The sequence below is a fragment of the Enterococcus sp. DIV1298c genome (genome assembly GCF_017316315.1).
In the GTDB taxonomy this organism is placed as follows: Bacteria; Bacillota; Bacilli; order Lactobacillales; family Enterococcaceae; genus Enterococcus_B; species Enterococcus_B mangumiae.
Window position 1 is genome coordinate 18,654 of the sequence record NZ_JAFLWG010000045.1, and the last position, 15,917, is coordinate 34,570.

Here is a 15,917-nt window from a genome sequence, read left to right on the forward strand (position 1 = left end):
TCCTTCCTAGGAAAATATCTGAATTTATTTAGTTTGCTGGAATGTCGGATAGCGTCCAATTTAGATTGGTCGTATAAATCCCCGCTTTTTTCACCGTTGCACCCGGCACACATAATGTAATCGGTGATTTTGTCGCAACTGCATCTCCAGTTGTCGCCGTCGAATCATAATCCGTTGGTTTACCTAAACCATAGATCCACGTACCCATCCCTTGATTTTTATCCGCAGAGACAATAACTGTTGCCGCAGGAGATACCGTATACATCTCTGTTTTTACTTCTTCAGGATAAATCGATGGATCCGTTCCTTTTTCTGTATTCACATGACCACCACTAAAAGCTAATTGCGCCCCTGTTAAGTAATCACCCACTTCCGCACTACTTTCATCAGTCACTGATGGATCGACCGTGTCTAAGTGAAACTGTGAATCCGTCGCAACTGATAACGTCCAGCCCGCAAAGTTCCCACGAGTATCAGTTACCTGTACATAGTTCTCAGCAGTTTTTCCACTAGCAAATGCTTGAGGATGTGCATAATAAGTTTCTTCTTTTGACGAAATCGACTGTTTACCAAACGCCAAAGATGATGCAAAGTCAATCGATAATGGGCCACCCGTACCAGGCCCCGGAGGATTTGTCGGATCAGTTGGATCGATCGGTACTACCGGAATACTTGTATCTGGATCTTCTGGATCAACCGGCGGTGTAACGGTCGTCCCTTGTTTGAATTCAACCGAAGATTTTGAATCATACTGTCCAGCAGTAGCTGCACTGACAAACGTGGTGCCGTATGTAGAAATTATCCCAACGCCGGCAATAATTGCTAAAGAATATTTTTTTATATTTCTCATTTTTAAGACCTATGTTCCTTTCTTTTTCGCTTAAACGATTGTTTTATTTAAGCTCAGTTTCCAGTACAAAATGATGCTTGCTACTATTGTGATCAAAGATAAAAGATACAATCCCTCATTTGAAGCATCACCGGCAGCCGGTATTTTTATTTGTTCATCTGGAGAAGTGGAAAGAATATGTTTCTCATCTTCTGTTAAATCGTCCGAATCAGGAAAAGTCGTCTTTTCATACTTACCATAAAAACCCGTCTCACCATAACTTCCATAGTTTTCTGTATCTGCCTTACCAATCGTTGCGTTACTAGTCAGCAACAGCAAAATCAAAACCAAAGAAGCGATTCCTTTTCGTCTCCCTATAAACAGCTTTCCCTACCTCCCTCTTAGAACTGCGTTTATCATACCTTCCCCTATTTTTCACTTCATCTTATTTTTATTTCAGTTCCTGAAAAAAAATTAAACAACAAAACACACGCGTAAAAATCCTTGGAAAAATATACAACATTTTATCGATCCACTCTTATATAAATTTTGAAAAAAAATATAAAATAACCATTTTAGTTGTATAATCAAGTGGATAACTATAGTTTTTTTATAAATTAAATAATTTTAAACTGCTTAAAAACTAAGTTTAATTGGTATTGTCCAATTTCATATTATTAAAACAGTTGTGCGTATCGATTAGAAAAAATAATGAAAATAATGAAAAAAAGAATGGAAAAATTAATTTTTACCAACAGGATAGATAACTGTAGGTAGAAAAAAATTCTTCCATTAAATGATGTTTTTTGTGGGGATTGGTGGAGATTTGTGATTGGGTGGTTTTTGTTTATACGTCTTGAAAAATAAAAATATAGGTACGGTATTTGTTTGTTGTGATATTCTAAAGAAGGAAATATCTTCAATTTCGAGAGTTCTCAGTTTTTGTTTTTATTGTAAGCTATACCATTGTTTTACTCATTAAAAATACTAATCGTTATATTAACTATAAAAATATTATTCACACATTAGTATCTAATTTGATGCCTGTAATCTATACATGTAACCGCTATCCAACGAACGATCAAGTGAAAATATTTATAACAATTGGGAGGAAAGAATATTGTTAGATAAGGATTTTCTTTTTGAAAAATATAAAGAAAAAATACATTGTGTGAAAACGAGAAACGAACCTTTCGCTACACTCAAAGGAATAGTAGATATAAAAGAAGCCCCTATTTCGACTATTTATAACGAACACCTTGAAATGTTAAAAATCAATGTCGTACACTCAATCTATTCTCGACAAGAAAAAGCGATAGAATTTCGTCTATTTTATGTAGAAGACAATTCCAAAAGCAAGATCTATTATCAGTCATATGCAAAAAATCCAATTACACTCCCTGGATTAAAGAAAGAGACAATTTACATTATCTTCGAAGAGTCTCTTGGGATTATAGAAACAAATTGTGATTTATTAGCTATCGACTTTAGAATACGACAAGGAATCGAACAAGAACATTTAGATGATAGAGATATTTATTTTTTACACTATGTTTCAAACTTTGAGAATCGATCTTTTTTTGAATGATTTAAAGAATAAAAATCCAGAGCATTGCTAGTAAGGTGAGTATGCTCTGGTTAATAACGAAAGAAGCAAGGTGGCTTTTTACGTCCAATTCATTTTTAGTTTATGGTGGCTGTTAGTTCATGCTTTGTAACTCTTAGCTGAGTAATTATAAAGGTTCATTTGTAACGTTAAAATATTACTCGAGTTTAATCATAGCTGACATAGACCCGTTTCAGAATATCCCGATCATGAGACTTAACTTTTTCTGACATGATTTGCTTTAAGCGTCTATTCGTTGTCGTGGTATACAATTTCCTGCTTTCCTTTATATTCAAGAATCTCAGTTAGGATATTCAGCAGATCATTACTAAAATAAAGTCTTTTCAACTCACGATAATAGAATTCTTTCACCGCCATTTCAGCTCATTTGGCGGTGAAAAACAAATGATGGCGGAGTAATCCGCTAAATATAACTTACTTTCTTTAACTTGACTAATTCTCTTTTGCAGTCGCTTCTTTTTCTTCGATTGATTCTGGATGAAATTCTTTCAATTTGAACTCACCAATTTTACTTATATAAAAATCAAAAAAAGACGCTTCACAAAATGAATTGCGAAACGTCTTGAAATGTTGATATAAAGATATATTAACGTTTTGAGAACTGTGAAGCTTTACGAGCTTTCTTAAGACCTGGTTTTTTACGTTCAACCATACGTGCGTCACGTGTAAGTAACCCAGCACGTTTAAGCGCTAAACGGAAGTCAGGATCAACTTCTAGCAATGCACGAGCGATTCCGTGACGGATAGCTCCTGATTGTCCAGCGTAGCCTCCACCGTTTACGTTAACAAATACGTCATATGCGCCTTTTGTTTCAGTAACGCCGAAAGGTTGATTGATAACTTCACGCAAGTCAGCATGTGGAATATATTCTTCAACATCTTTTTTGTTGATAGTAATTTTACCAGTTCCTGGTACTAAACGTACGCGGGCAACTGCATTTTTACGACGGCCTGTGCCGATATATTGAACTTGTGCCAATGAAATTCCCTCCTATTAGATTAAGTTTGTGATGTCTAAAACTTCTGGTTGTTGTGCTGCATGTGGATGTTCTGCTCCACCGTATACATTCAATTTTGTAAATTGTTTGCGGCCTAAAGTATTTTTAGGTAGCATGCCTTTTACAGAAGTTTCGATCAAACGACGAGAATTTTTAGCACGCAATTCACCAGCTGAGATTGATTTCAATCCTCCTGGGTAGTTGCTGTGACGGTAATAAATTTTATCAGTCGCTTTTTTACCTGTTAATTTCACTTTATCTGCATTGATAACAATGACGAAATCGCCAGTGTCCAAATGAGGGGTGAAAGTTGGTTTATTTTTTCCACGTAGTACAGATGCAACAACTGTTGAAAGACGTCCCAATGGAACATCAGTTGCGTCTACTACATACCATTTACGTTCTACTTCGCCTGGTTTGGCCATATATGTTGTACGCACGTTATTTTCCTCCAATTTAAGTTCTGATGTTTGACATACACTTCGAGTTTCCGGGGCTCTTTGTGGGGCAAACAATACCATTTAACATATTACCTTCAAATGCTGATAATGTCAACGTTTTTCTATGCTTCTGAAAAATTTAATTTTCCTTTCATTTTTGCTTTTTCAATGTTTTGATTTGTTTTAGCAAGAAAAACTTAATTGTATAAAAAGATGTTTGAACCCTTCATTTATGAATATTATTTTCGTTTTATTTATTTTTATGTATATTTATTTAATTTATTGATTGCTTTTTCATTTTTATGGTGTTATCATTTGAAACAACTATTTTGAAAACACTAAAAATAAAGGGGCGATTTTATGAAAGAAAAAATTATATTGGCTTACTCAGGTGGTTTAGATACCTCTGTTGCAATCAAATGGTTGGCAAAAGATTATGAGGTGATTGCTTGTTGCCTAGATATCGGTGAAGGCAAAGATACCGCTTTTATTAAAGAAAAAGCACTTCAAGTTGGCGCAATTGCGTCTTACGCTATTGATGCAAAAGAAGAATTTGCTCAAGAGTTTGCCCTGATTGCGCTACAAGGTCATACATTTTACGAGCAGTCTTATCCACTGGTTTCTGCGCTTTCTCGCCCCTTGATCGCAAAAAAATTAGTGGAATTAGCCCGAAAAACTGGCGCAACGACGATTGCTCATGGCTGTACGGGAAAAGGCAACGACCAAGTTCGTTTTGAAGTGGCTATCAATGCTTTGGCGCCTGAAATGAAAATCATTGCCCCGGTTCGTCAGTGGCAATGGTCCCGTGAAGAGGAAATCGCCTATGCGAAAGAAAATGATGTGCCGATTCCAGCAGATTTGGAGAATCCTTATTCTATCGACCAAAACTTGTGGGGACGTGCTTGTGAGTGTGGTGTGTTAGAAGACCCTTGGGCGACTCCGCCGGCGGGTGCTTACGACATCACGACAGCCTTAGAGTACACACCGGATCAGCCGGATATCATTGAACTCACTTTTGAACAAGGCGTGCCAGTTGCGTTGAATCAAGAAAGTTTACCTTTATCCGAATTGATTTTGTCCTTGAATCAATTAGCTGGCAAGCATGGAATCGGTCGGATCGATCATGTGGAGAATCGTCTAGTGGGAATCAAGTCTCGGGAAGTTTATGAATGTCCTGGAGCAATCACTTTGATGCAGGCACATAAAGAATTAGAAGATTTGACTTTCGTTCGTGAATTAGCACATTTCAAACCGATGATCGAGCAACAGTTGAGTCAAATGATCTATGATGGTCTCTGGTTCAATCCATTGACTGAGGCGTTGATTTCTTTCTTAAAAGCAACGCAAACGGCTGTCAATGGAACTGTCCGTGTCAAACTATTCAAAGGGAATGTCATCGTTGAAGGGCGTAAATCAGCCAATAGTCTATATAACGAAGAATTAGCAACGTATACTTCAGCGGATACCTTCGATCAACAAGCGGCTGTCGGATTTATCAAGCTTTGGGGGCTTCCATCGAAAGTCTATGCGGAAGTTCAAACGCAACAACAAACAGCCGTAGGATCAGAGTAGTGAGCGTATCAATCAAAATAAAAGCGAGGTAAAAGCTGAGTGCGAGCTCAAACAGGAACTTTTGCCTGCTTTTCTTCATTCAAAACATAGGAGGAATCACATGGATAAACTTTGGGGTGGACGGTTTCAAGGGAAAAGTGAACAGTGGATCGACGCATTCGGTGCTTCGATCTCCTTTGATCAAAAGTTGGCTGAACAAGATATTTTAGGGAGTCTCGCGCATGTGAAAATGTTGGCACATACTGGGATTTTGACCGAGGAAGAAGCACAACAAATCATCACTGGTTTGGAAAAACTGCAAACACGTTTAACGAATGGCTCCTTACATTTTTCGGTGGAAAACGAAGACATCCACTTGAATATCGAAAAATGCCTACATGAAGAAATCGGACCTGTTGCTGGGAAACTACATACGGCTCGTAGTCGCAATGACCAAGTCGCAACAGACATGCACTTGTATCTGAAAGAAACGGTCCTTGAACTGATTGAAAAGCTTCATTCGCTACGTCAAACGTTCGTGGAAAAAGCAGCGGAGCATATCGCTACGATCATGCCGGGATACACCCATCTGCAACATGCCCAACCGATTTCCTTTGGCCATCATCTCTTAGCATACTATCAGATGTTTACACGTGATTATGAACGCTTCACAGAAAGTTTGAAACGAATCGATATTTCCCCTTTAGGAAGTGCCGCATTGGCAGGTACGACGTTTCCGATTGATCGTTCCTTCGCTGCAAATGAATTGGGCTTTTCTGCTGTTTATGCAAACAGTCTTGATGCTGTCAGTGACCGTGATTTTATTCTTGAATTTTTAAGTAACGCTTCTTTATTGATGATGCACTTGTCACGTTTTTGCGAAGAAATCATTTTTTGGTGTAGTTACGAATGCCAATACATTGAACTTTCGGACACTTTTTCAACAGGCAGTTCGATCATGCCCCAAAAGAAAAATCCTGACATGGCGGAATTGATTCGGGGAAAAACTGGTCGGGTATATGGTAATTTATTTGGTTTACTCACGTTGATGAAGGGTTTGCCTTTAGCTTATAACAAAGATTTCCAAGAAGATAAAGAAGGAATGTTCGACACGAGTGAAACGATTTTAGCCAGCCTCTCGATCATGGAAGGCATGGTAAAAACCATGGCAGTAAATAAAGCTCGAATGTATGCCGCCACGCAAAAAGATTTCTCCAATGCGACTGAGTTAGCCGATTACTTGGCTGCGAAGGGTTTACCTTTCCGTCAAGCACATGAAATCGTCGGCAAACTCGTCTTACAATGTACGCAACAAGGTTGTTATCTCCAAGATGTATCTTTTGCAGAATATCAACAAATCAGTCCACTGATCGAAATGGATATCTATGATGCTTTACGCCCAGAAACAGCAGTAAAACGTCGGAATTCATTAGGTGGTACCGGATTTGATCAAGTCCAACAGCAGATCGATCAAGCACGCCAACAATTACAAACAGAGAAATAAAACAAGACCCCTCACCTATCCTTATGTTTAAGTGAGGGGTCTATCAATCCAATTTATGCGTCGATTCCTGGTGCTTTGCCTAGATGTGCTTGTAACATCCAGATGCGTTTTTCTGTTGCTGCTTTAAAATCAATAAAGATATCTTGTGTTGGATCGTCGCCTTCTTCACCAGCAGCGTCAATTCCTTTTTGGAAAAGATCTGCTAAGTAGCGGTAACCAGCTACTAATGTTTCTAGACGTTCTTCCATCGTACGATCCCAACGGCCAACTTCATCAGGGATTTTTGTGTTGTCTGCAAATTCACGTAATGTTGAATAAGGTGAACCATCTAATGTAATCAAACGTTCTGAGATCTCATCTAATTGTTCGTTCAAGTCGTCCATGAATTTGTCCATCATTGGATGCAATGTCAGAAATCCAGGACCTCTCATATACCAATGTGTTTGGTGAACGATCACCGACATTTGGCTTAAATCTGCTACTAATTGATTCAATACTTCTTTTGTTTGTTGAAATTTCATGTAATTCTGCCTCCTCGCATTTACCTATACTAAAATCATAGTAAACTTTGAAGGAAAAGTACACTAAAATCCTTTAGATGAGAACGATTTTCATCCCCAGTACGACGCTTTTTTTAAATGGCGAAAAATCCGTCAGATAAACAAAAAATATAACGAATGTCATTATTTAAAATTCGCCTTCTTCATTGCTCATCTCCATGGATAGATCCTCTCGTAGTTCGGCAAATAATTGCGAATAGCGGCTTAATTCTTGCTGTGTGGAGACAAACAAAGGATATATTTTGTTATACATACGATTGGCTTTTTTCTGAACGGCTATTTGTTGCGTTAGCTCAATATATGTGGAAGCTTCGGCTAACGAATTGATTCTTCCTTGGCTCTGCCAACCTAAAATAACTGCGCCTAAAGCTGAAGCTTCTTTGACTTTTGGAAAACGGATGGGTTGTCCCAAAACGTCCGCCATGATTTGTCGAAATAAAACCGATTGAGCAAAGCCGCCTGTTGCTCGTAATTCAATGACTTGCTCAGGTGGGCAAATCCCTAGTAAAATTCGCTTGAGATTGAAACAAACCCCTTCAAGGACCGCACGCATCATGTCTTTTTCCGTATGCCATCGTTGCAGACCAATAAAACTGCCAAATGCTTCTGCATCCCATAAAGGTGCTCGTTCACCAAGCAAATACGGTTGAAAAATCAGCCCATTGGCACCAGGTGGGACAAAACTGATTTCAGAAAGAACGGCTTGATAAGGATCTTCTCCTTGTTCCTTGGCTCTTTGAACGACATCTTGCATCAATGTATGGACTGCCCAATCAAAGATTCCTGCACCATTACTCGTCGCGCCTCCAATAACCCAGTGTGTTTGATCCAAAACATAACAGAAAGTTTCCATTTGTAGATGGAGCTGCGGACGATTTGAAATAAAGCGTAATGCTCCGCTTGTACCAACAGTCAGTGCCGCTGTCGTTTCGCCGAATGCTCCTAAGCCTAAATTTGATAATGGACCATCCGCTCCTCCTAAAATAAACGGGATTTCTTGATCAAAATGAAACTTAGTACGAGCCTTTTCTGTTAGTTGCGTGAATTGGGCAGTCGCAGGTGCCACTCTTGGCAGCTGCGCTTCTTGTATTCCTAACTCTTCAAGAATAGGTTCTGACCATTGGAATCGGCGGATATCGAAGTAACCTGTACCAGAAGCAGTGCTGTAATCACTGACTAGCTCAGCAAATAGTTCATAAAAAAGATAATCTTTGATTCCTACAAAATAAGCCGCTTGATCAAATAAATCAGGAAAATTGTTTTTCAACCATTTGAGTTTGATCAACGGCGTCATTGGATGGATCGGTGTACCAGTCAGTTCATAGATTATCCGCCCTTTTTCAGTCACTTTTAGTTTTTCTGCTTCATTGACCGCACGGGTGTCTGCCCAAGTGAACATACGCGTCAAAGGCTTTTTGTTTTTATCTAATAAAATCAAGCTGTGCATAGCTGTTGAAAACGAGATAAATTCGATGGGCTGTGCGGGTAATTGTTGGATCACCTCATTGATGACAGCATACACTGCTTGGACGATCAATTCCTGATCTTGTTCAGCCATTCCTTGGATTTCTTGGATCAACGGATAATGAAAGTAGGCTGTAGCTACTTCTTCTGCTTGTTCATTGAATGCAACTGCTTTCGTTTGCGTAGTACCGATGTCAACACCGATTGCAATCATTGTTTTTCATCCTCTCTTCTCCTTTTTGCGTATCTTAATCAAAAGGAGGTGGTCTGATGTTTCTTTATTTTATCATTGGTTGTTGTTTTGGTTCTTTTTTGTGCCTAGTCGCACAACGTGTTCCTCAAGACCTTTCTATTATTTCCCCTCGTTCTCATTGTGTCAACTGTCAGCAAACATTACGATGGTATGAATTGATTCCTTTATTTTCAATCGTCATTCAACGGTTCCGCTGTCGCTCTTGTCAGGCACGACTTTCGACCATTTATCTCTTAGCTGAGTTGACCAGCGGTGCGCTATTTATGTATGCAGGCGCTTATTTGACAGATACAGTTCATTTGATTTGGCTAGCCATTGCTTTTTTATTTTCCCTGATGGATATTTTTCATCTTGCGATCGACACTCGCATTTTCTACTTCTCCTGGACGTTTTTATGGGTCTACTGGTTGTTGACCGCTCAGTTTCAAGTCGGTACGAGTTTCGTGTTCAGCTTGATCACTTTCGGTTTACTGCGTTATGGTCAAGCCTATTTAGGGGCAGGCGACACGTTACTCTTACTTAGTTGGAGTGGCGGACTCACTTCTTCACAACTCATTATGCTTTTATTTATCGCCAGTTGCCTTGGTATCAGCTATTTTGGTCTCACTGCTTTACTTCATAAGAAAAGAAAACAGCTACCCTTCATTCCTTTTCTAAGTATTGCGTTATGGCTGATTCTTCATTTCCGATAGCACAAAAAAGAAGAAGTACACGGAAAAAATATCCGTCCTTCCTCTTTTCTTACGTCTATCATACGTGACTACTTCTGTTTAAAAGACTAATCTTTCCAGTTTTTTCTAAGGAAACCTGCCCGGCCAGAGCCTTCACGATACAACTGGTAATGGATCTTATTTTTCTTGTAGTAATCTTGGTGATACTCTTCTGCGGGATAAAAGGTCGTACGAGGTTCGATCTTCGTGACGATCGGTTTATCAAAACGGCCACTTTCTTGTAGTTGTTGTTTTGATTTTTCCGCGGCTTCACGCTCTGCTTCATCACTATAGTAAATGACCGGACGATACGAGTCGCCACGATCAGCAAACTGACCTAAAGCATCTGTCGGATCGGTTTGTTGCCAATAGATTTCAACTAATTGCGCATAAGTGATGATTTCAGGATCGTATTCGATCTCTACTGCTTCCGTATGTCCTGTTGTTCCAGTCGTCACTTGTTCGTAGGTTGGATTTGGTACATGTCCACCTGTATAACCCGAAGTAACAGAAAGGATACCCGGCTGCGTTTCAAACGGTTTGACCATACACCAAAAGCAACCACCTGCAAATACAGCTTTCTTCACTGCCATCTCTTATCAGCTCCTTTGGTTTTATCATACTCGTTTTCTTTTAAATAAACATAAATATGCTCATTGTACCCCCTACCGGTATTTTAGCGTTAATTTTGAGTTTTCCTTTCCATATTTACCCATTCGCTTTTCTTTTTGTGGATATCTTTTATTTTTATAACATCTTATCCACACCTATAAATCGAAAGGGATCCTGATCAATACTGAAGTAAAAGTTATGCACATACCAGCACCCATTTTGTGCTATGAGAAAATCACTCAAAGAAGAGTTGTGGATAGTTAAAGAAAACAAATAGACTACGAGATAGCAAATAATTTAAACAGATAGAAACATTATGTAACAGGTCCAGTAAGAATCAGCTAAAATAACTCTATCTTATTCTAACTCTATGACGTAAGTCACATTTGCATATGCTGAATAGATTCTAAAACTTCCAACATTATTTTTGGCAGGCAACACAGTGTAAAGATAGCCCCACCCTACTCCTAAAATATCCTTTTGTTCACCAAAAATTTGCATTTCATTTTTTATTCGATCGCCATTGTATTCAGTACCGATATATTTTTTTAACTGCTCTAAAATTATTTCACTTTTTCCTGCGGGCATACCATGTTCTGACTCAATTTTTACATTCATGATTTTTTTGTCCATTATTTATCCTCCATCCACCATGTTCAAAACTGAATCATGAGTTTTTTATATACTTTCTATCAATAGATTCTCTTGTGCTTCTATTTATTGTAGCATTCGTATATGAAGATGATTTATATTTATACTATTCTTTTAGTGAATTAATCTGAACTCTACCTGAATTTTTAAAGATAATAATGATATAGCTTTATTCACAAGCAAAATAATGCTATTCTGTTTAGTAAAAGAACGAACAGAGTAGTAAATTAGAGAGGAGTAATTTATGGTGCAAATTTTGGTAATTGATAATGATGAAATATATGTTGACATTCTAAAAAAATTATTTGAAAAAGATGGACATTTGCTAACTGTATGTCGATGCTTATCAGAAGCTCATGAATTATTTTCTACAGAAATTCAATTAATCATCACTGAGGCTAAGTTACCTGATGGAGACAGCCTTAATTTTTTAAGAAGTATTAGAAAATATAGTACTGTCCCTTTTATTGTATTATCTACTTGTCTAGATGAATTTACTCAAATTAGCTTTTTCAGTTTCAAAGCAGATGCTTACATCAGCAAAGCTTTTTCTCCTTCCGTGATCAGCTACTATATCAACGCACTTGCCAATCGATTCTATCCACTCCAACAACCTGTAAAGATAAATGGTTACATATTTGATTTAGATAATTATTCCCTTAAATGTGAAAAAAATATACCTATCCCCTTAACAGCCACAGAAATGCAAATAATTAAAATATTATATGACCGAAAGGGTACTACTGTTTCAAGAGAACATTTACTTGAAACTATTTGGGGAAATGAATATAGAGATGACTATAGGCGATTAGATCCACATATAAAAAATATTAGAAAAAAATTAGACTACTCTTTTGTCACTACAATTATTGGTATTGGTTACAAATTAACGATATAAATATAGCTACCTAAATAAAAAGAATAGAAAAAAATCCACAAAAAAAGGTCAAGCTCCTAAAACAGGAACTTGACCTTCTTTATATGAAATCACAAATTATCGTGTTTGTTCATTCATTGCATCTTCTGCAGCCATTTGTGCTTCGATGTCAGAAATGCTATACACGTTTTCACTTGCAACGCCAACTTCTTTTGGTTCCATGTTACGGTAACGTGGCATACCAGTACCAGCTGGGATGATCTTACCGATGATAACATTTTCTTTCAAACCAAGAAGTGGATCTTTTTTGCCTCGGATCGCAGCATCAGTCAAGACACGAGTTGTTTCTTGGAAGGATGCAGCTGACAAGAAGCTGTTTGTTTCTAATGAGGCTTTTGTGATACCTAGCAAGACTGGACGAGATGTCGCAGGAACGCCACCAGCAACTAACGTGTTGTAGTTTTGGTCTTTGAAATCTGCGATATCTAACAGTGTACCTGGTAAGATATCTGTATCGCCTGGGTCCATGACGCGAACTTTACGAAGCATTTGGCGAACCATTACTTCGATATGTTTGTCGCCGATCTCTACCCCTTGCATACGGTAAACGCGTTGTACTTCGCGTAATAGATAGTTTTCAACAGATAGAACGTCACGTACTTGCAACAATTGTTTCGGATCGATTGAACCTTCAGTCAATGGTGCACCACGATGGATCATATCGCCTTCAGCGACTTTCATACGTGCAGTGTAAGGAACTGTATACGTACGTGTATCTGTTTTCCCTTTGATCGTTACTTCTTTTGTACGTGTCGCAGGATCTTCAGAGATATCGATGACATCCCCTGTTACTTCAGTGATCACTGCTTGCCCTTTCGGATTACGTGCTTCAAAGATTTCTTGGACACGAGGAAGACCTTGAGTGATATCATCTCCGGCAACCCCACCCGTATGGAACGTACGCATTGTCAACTGAGTACCTGGTTCACCGATTGATTGAGCGGCGATCGTACCAACTGCTTCCCCAACTTCAACGTCAGAGCCAGTTGCCAAGTTACGTCCGTAACAATGTTTGCAGACACCATGTTTTGTGTTACATGTGAAGACAGAACGGATCGTTACTGTTTCAACACCTGCATCAACGATTTGTTTTGCAACATCTTCAGAAATCAATTCATTTCCGGCGATGATCATTTCGTTAGTTTCAGGATGACGAACTTCTTTACGAGTGTAACGTCCAATCAAACGATCTTCAAGAGATTCGATGATTTCATTTCCTTCACGGATTGCTTGGATCTCAAGACCACGGTCAGTGCCACAATCTTCTTCACGGATGATGACATCTTGGGCAACGTCAACTAAACGACGTGTCAAATAACCGGAATCGGCTGTCTTCAAGGCTGTATCGGTCATTCCTTTACGAGCCCCGTGAGTTGAGATAAACATTTCCAAGACAGAAAGTCCTTCACGGAAGTTCGAAATGATCGGCAATTCCATGATACGTCCGTTCGGTGCGGCCATCAATCCACGCATACCAGCAAGCTGAGTAAAGTTGGAGATGTTACCACGGGCACCAGAATCTGACATCATGAAGATTGGGTTTTTCGCTTCCAAACCTTCCATCAGTTTTTGTTGGATGCGGTCTTTCGCAGAGTTCCAGACAGCAATTACTCGTTCATAACGCTCGTCGTCAGTGATCAAACCACGACGGAATTGTTTTGTAATTGACTCTACTTGTTTATGCGCTTCGTCAATGATTACTTGTTTTTCATTCAAGACACTGATGTCGGCGATCCCTACAGTGATACCTGCATGTGTCGAATGTTTGTAACCTAAGTCTTTCATACGGTCAAGCATCTTAGAAGTTTCAGTTACTTTGAAACGTTTGAAGACTTCGGCGATGATGTTTCCTAAGTTTTTCTTCTTGAATGGTAAAACTAACTCTTGTTCTTTGATGTGAGCAGGAATATCTGTTCCAGCTTCAACAAAGTATTTGTCTGGTGTTTGGACAGTCAAGTTGAAGTCAGTTGGTTCATTCAAGTAAGGGAATTCTGGTGGCATGATCTCATTGAAGATGATTTTACCAACAGTTGTGATCATCGTACGTTCTTTTTGCCAATCAGTAAATGGTTTGTCCCCTAATGACATTGGGTTCACACCGATACGTGAATGTAAATGAACGTAGCCATTACGCCATGCGATGACTGCTTCGTTTTGGTCTCTAAAGACCATTCCTTCGCCTTCACGACCTTCTTCTTCCATTGTTAGGTAGTAGTTTCCTAATACCATATCCTGAGAAGGTGTAACGACTGGTTTACCATCTTTTGGATTCAAGATGTTTTGAGCAGCTAGCATCAGCATACGTGCTTCTGCTTGTGCTTCTTCGTTCAACGGTACGTGAACGGCCATTTGGTCTCCATCGAAATCGGCATTGTAGGCTTCACATACCAATGGATGCAAACGGATCGCACGACCTTGGACAAGAACGGGTTCAAATGCTTGGATACCTAATCTGTGAAGCGTAGGTGCCCGGTTCAATAGAACTGGATGTTCTTTGATGACGTCTTCTAAGACATCCCAAACTTCATCTTCTTGACGTTCGATCTTGCGTTTTGCATTTTTGATGTTTGAAGCAAGTTCACGTTGAACTAATTCACGCATCACGAATGGTTTGAACAATTCGATCGCCATTTCTTTTGGTAGTCCACATTGGTACATTTTTAAGAAAGGACCTACGACGATAACTGAACGACCAGAATAGTCGACACGTTTACCAAGTAAGTTTTGACGGAAACGACCTTGTTTCCCTTTCAACATATGAGAAAGAGATTTCAATGGACGGTTACCTGGTCCTGTGACAGGACGGCCACGACGACCGTTATCGATCAACGCATCTACCGCTTCTTGCAACATACGTTTTTCGTTTTGAACGATGATTCCTGGTGCATTCAAGTCTAACAAACGTTTCAAACGGTTGTTACGGTTGATCACACGACGATATAGATCATTCAAATCACTTGTTGCAAAACGTCCACCTTCTAATTGGACCATTGGGCGTAGATCTGGTGGGATGACAGGGATAACATCCATGACCATCCAGCTTGGTTCATTGCCAGAAGCACGGAATGCTTCTAAAATGTCCAAACGACGGATCGCACGTGTACGTTTTTGTCCTTGTGCAGATTTCAATTCTTCTTTCAATTCAGCCGCTTCAGCATCCAAATCAACGTTATCAAGTAATTGTTTGATTGCTTCTGCTCCCATTGCTGCTTGGAATTCTTGGCCATATTGTTCACGTTTTTCGCGGTATTCGCGTTCAGTCAACAATTGTTTTTTCTCTAAGCTTGTGTTTCCTGGTTCAATAACAACATATGAGGCAAAGTAAATGATTTCTTCTAGTGCGCGTGGGCTCATGTCTAATACAAGACCCATACGTGAAGGAATACCTTTGAAGTACCAGATATGTGAAACAGGTGCTGCTAATTCGATATGACCCATACGTTCACGACGAACTTTTGAACGAGTCACTTCCACACCACAGCGATCACAAACGATTCCTTTGTAACGGATACGTTTATATTTTCCGCAGGCACATTCCCAGTCTTTTGTAGGACCAAAAATCCGCTCACAGAACAACCCTTCGCGCTCAGGTTTTAAGGTACGATAGTTAATCGTCTCAGGTTTTTTTACTTCACCGTAAGACCAGCTTCTGATTTTTTCGGGAGAAGCCAAACCTATTTGCATACTTTCGAATTTATTTACATCGATCAAAAGGGGTTCCCTCCATTTCATTTAATGGCAAAACCGCAAGGCGGCTGATCATCGACCGCCTTACAGTATC

Annotated in this window: 14 protein-coding genes; 5 read left to right on the forward strand and 9 right to left on the reverse strand. The window is 39.2% G+C overall.

Going from position 1 to position 15,917, the window contains the following annotated elements; all coding sequences use genetic code 11:
• Positions 1–28: 28 nt before the first annotated feature.
• A complete protein-coding gene (locus tag JZO83_RS10950) occupies positions 29–850 on the reverse strand; it encodes a WxL domain-containing protein (protein WP_206859237.1) in 822 nt (273 codons plus the stop codon).
• Between the two features lie 30 nt (positions 851–880).
• Positions 881–1,180, reverse strand: a complete 300-nt coding sequence (locus JZO83_RS10955) for a hypothetical protein (protein ID WP_207115772.1) — start codon at positions 1,178–1,180, stop codon at positions 881–883.
• Between the two features lie 769 nt (positions 1,181–1,949).
• Between JZO83_RS10955 and JZO83_RS10960 the strand changes: the two genes are divergently transcribed.
• Positions 1,950–2,417: a hypothetical protein gene (locus tag JZO83_RS10960; RefSeq protein ID WP_206859240.1), complete on the forward strand. Its 468-nt coding sequence runs from the start codon at positions 1,950–1,952 to the stop codon at positions 2,415–2,417.
• A 625-nt stretch (positions 2,418–3,042) separates the two neighbouring features.
• Here the strand turns inward: JZO83_RS10960 and rpsI are convergent.
• Together rpsI and rplM are read right to left on the reverse strand one after the other, a co-directional pair.
• Positions 3,043–3,435 carry a 30S ribosomal protein S9 gene (gene rpsI, locus JZO83_RS10965; protein WP_010733940.1) on the reverse strand — a complete coding sequence of 131 codons (393 nt, stop codon included), beginning with the start codon at positions 3,433–3,435 and terminating at the stop codon, positions 3,043–3,045.
• Between the two features lie 15 nt (positions 3,436–3,450).
• Positions 3,451–3,879, reverse strand: a complete 429-nt coding sequence (gene rplM / locus JZO83_RS10970; RefSeq protein ID WP_153830627.1) for a 50S ribosomal protein L13 — start codon at positions 3,877–3,879, stop codon at positions 3,451–3,453.
• Between the two features lie 375 nt (positions 3,880–4,254).
• On the opposite strand from rplM, the gene JZO83_RS10975 reads away from it, so the two are divergent.
• Together JZO83_RS10975 and argH are read left to right on the forward strand one after the other, a co-directional pair.
• Entirely contained in the window at positions 4,255–5,466 is a 1,212-nt protein-coding gene (locus JZO83_RS10975; RefSeq protein WP_207115773.1) for an argininosuccinate synthase, read from the forward strand.
• A gap of 100 nt (positions 5,467–5,566) precedes the next feature.
• On the forward strand, positions 5,567–6,949 hold the full coding sequence (gene argH / locus JZO83_RS10980) for an argininosuccinate lyase (protein WP_207115774.1): 1,383 nt from the start codon (positions 5,567–5,569) through the stop codon (positions 6,947–6,949).
• Between the two features lie 53 nt (positions 6,950–7,002).
• On the opposite strand, the gene JZO83_RS10985 is transcribed toward argH, so the two are convergent.
• Entirely contained in the window at positions 7,003–7,470 is a 468-nt protein-coding gene (locus JZO83_RS10985) for a Dps family protein (RefSeq protein WP_206857618.1), read from the reverse strand.
• Between the two features lie 166 nt (positions 7,471–7,636).
• Positions 7,637–9,187, reverse strand: coding sequence for a gluconokinase (locus tag JZO83_RS10990; protein ID WP_207115775.1), 1,551 nt, complete (start codon positions 9,185–9,187; stop codon positions 7,637–7,639).
• A 56-nt stretch (positions 9,188–9,243) separates the two neighbouring features.
• Here JZO83_RS10990 and JZO83_RS10995 point away from each other — a divergent pair, with 56 nt between their 5' ends.
• On the forward strand, positions 9,244–9,918 hold the full coding sequence (locus tag JZO83_RS10995; RefSeq protein WP_207115776.1) for an A24 family peptidase: 675 nt from the start codon (positions 9,244–9,246) through the stop codon (positions 9,916–9,918).
• Between the two features lie 86 nt (positions 9,919–10,004).
• Here JZO83_RS10995 and msrA read toward each other — a convergent pair whose 3' ends face one another.
• Positions 10,005–10,529 carry a peptide-methionine (S)-S-oxide reductase MsrA gene (msrA, locus tag JZO83_RS11000; protein ID WP_206857632.1) on the reverse strand — a complete coding sequence of 175 codons (525 nt, stop codon included), beginning with the start codon at positions 10,527–10,529 and terminating at the stop codon, positions 10,005–10,007.
• 376 nt (positions 10,530–10,905) lie between these two features.
• Positions 10,906–11,181: a hypothetical protein gene (locus tag JZO83_RS11005; protein WP_207115777.1), complete on the reverse strand. Its 276-nt coding sequence runs from the start codon at positions 11,179–11,181 to the stop codon at positions 10,906–10,908.
• Positions 11,182–11,443: 262 nt separating this feature from the next.
• On the opposite strand from JZO83_RS11005, the gene JZO83_RS11010 reads away from it, so the two are divergent.
• Positions 11,444–12,097, forward strand: a complete 654-nt coding sequence (locus tag JZO83_RS11010; protein WP_207115778.1) for a response regulator transcription factor — start codon at positions 11,444–11,446, stop codon at positions 12,095–12,097.
• 96 nt (positions 12,098–12,193) lie between these two features.
• On the opposite strand, the gene rpoC is transcribed toward JZO83_RS11010, so the two are convergent.
• Positions 12,194–15,847, reverse strand: coding sequence for a DNA-directed RNA polymerase subunit beta' (rpoC, locus tag JZO83_RS11015; protein WP_277989384.1), 3,654 nt, complete (start codon positions 15,845–15,847; stop codon positions 12,194–12,196).
• Positions 15,848–15,917: the final 70 nt, after the last annotated feature.

Coding starts and splice junctions, on each gene's coding strand:
- JZO83_RS10950 (WP_206859237.1), bottom strand. CDS start 850: ATGAGAAATATAAAAAAATATTCTTTAGCAATTATTGCCGGCGTTGGG.
- rplM (WP_153830627.1), bottom strand. CDS start 3,879: ATGGCCAAACCAGGCGAAGTAGAACGTAAATGGTATGTAGTAGACGCA.
- JZO83_RS10975 (WP_207115773.1), top strand. CDS start 4,255: ATGAAAGAAAAAATTATATTGGCTTACTCAGGTGGTTTAGATACCTCT.
- argH (WP_207115774.1), top strand. CDS start 5,567: ATGGATAAACTTTGGGGTGGACGGTTTCAAGGGAAAAGTGAACAGTGG.
- JZO83_RS10985 (WP_206857618.1), bottom strand. CDS start 7,470: ATGAAATTTCAACAAACAAAAGAAGTATTGAATCAATTAGTAGCAGAT.
- JZO83_RS10990 (WP_207115775.1), bottom strand. CDS start 9,187: ATGATTGCAATCGGTGTTGACATCGGTACTACGCAAACGAAAGCAGTT.
- JZO83_RS10995 (WP_207115776.1), top strand. CDS start 9,244: ATGTTTCTTTATTTTATCATTGGTTGTTGTTTTGGTTCTTTTTTGTGC.
- msrA (WP_206857632.1), bottom strand. CDS start 10,529: ATGGCAGTGAAGAAAGCTGTATTTGCAGGTGGTTGCTTTTGGTGTATG.
- JZO83_RS11005 (WP_207115777.1), bottom strand. CDS start 11,181: ATGGACAAAAAAATCATGAATGTAAAAATTGAGTCAGAACATGGTATG.
- JZO83_RS11010 (WP_207115778.1), top strand. CDS start 11,444: ATGGTGCAAATTTTGGTAATTGATAATGATGAAATATATGTTGACATT.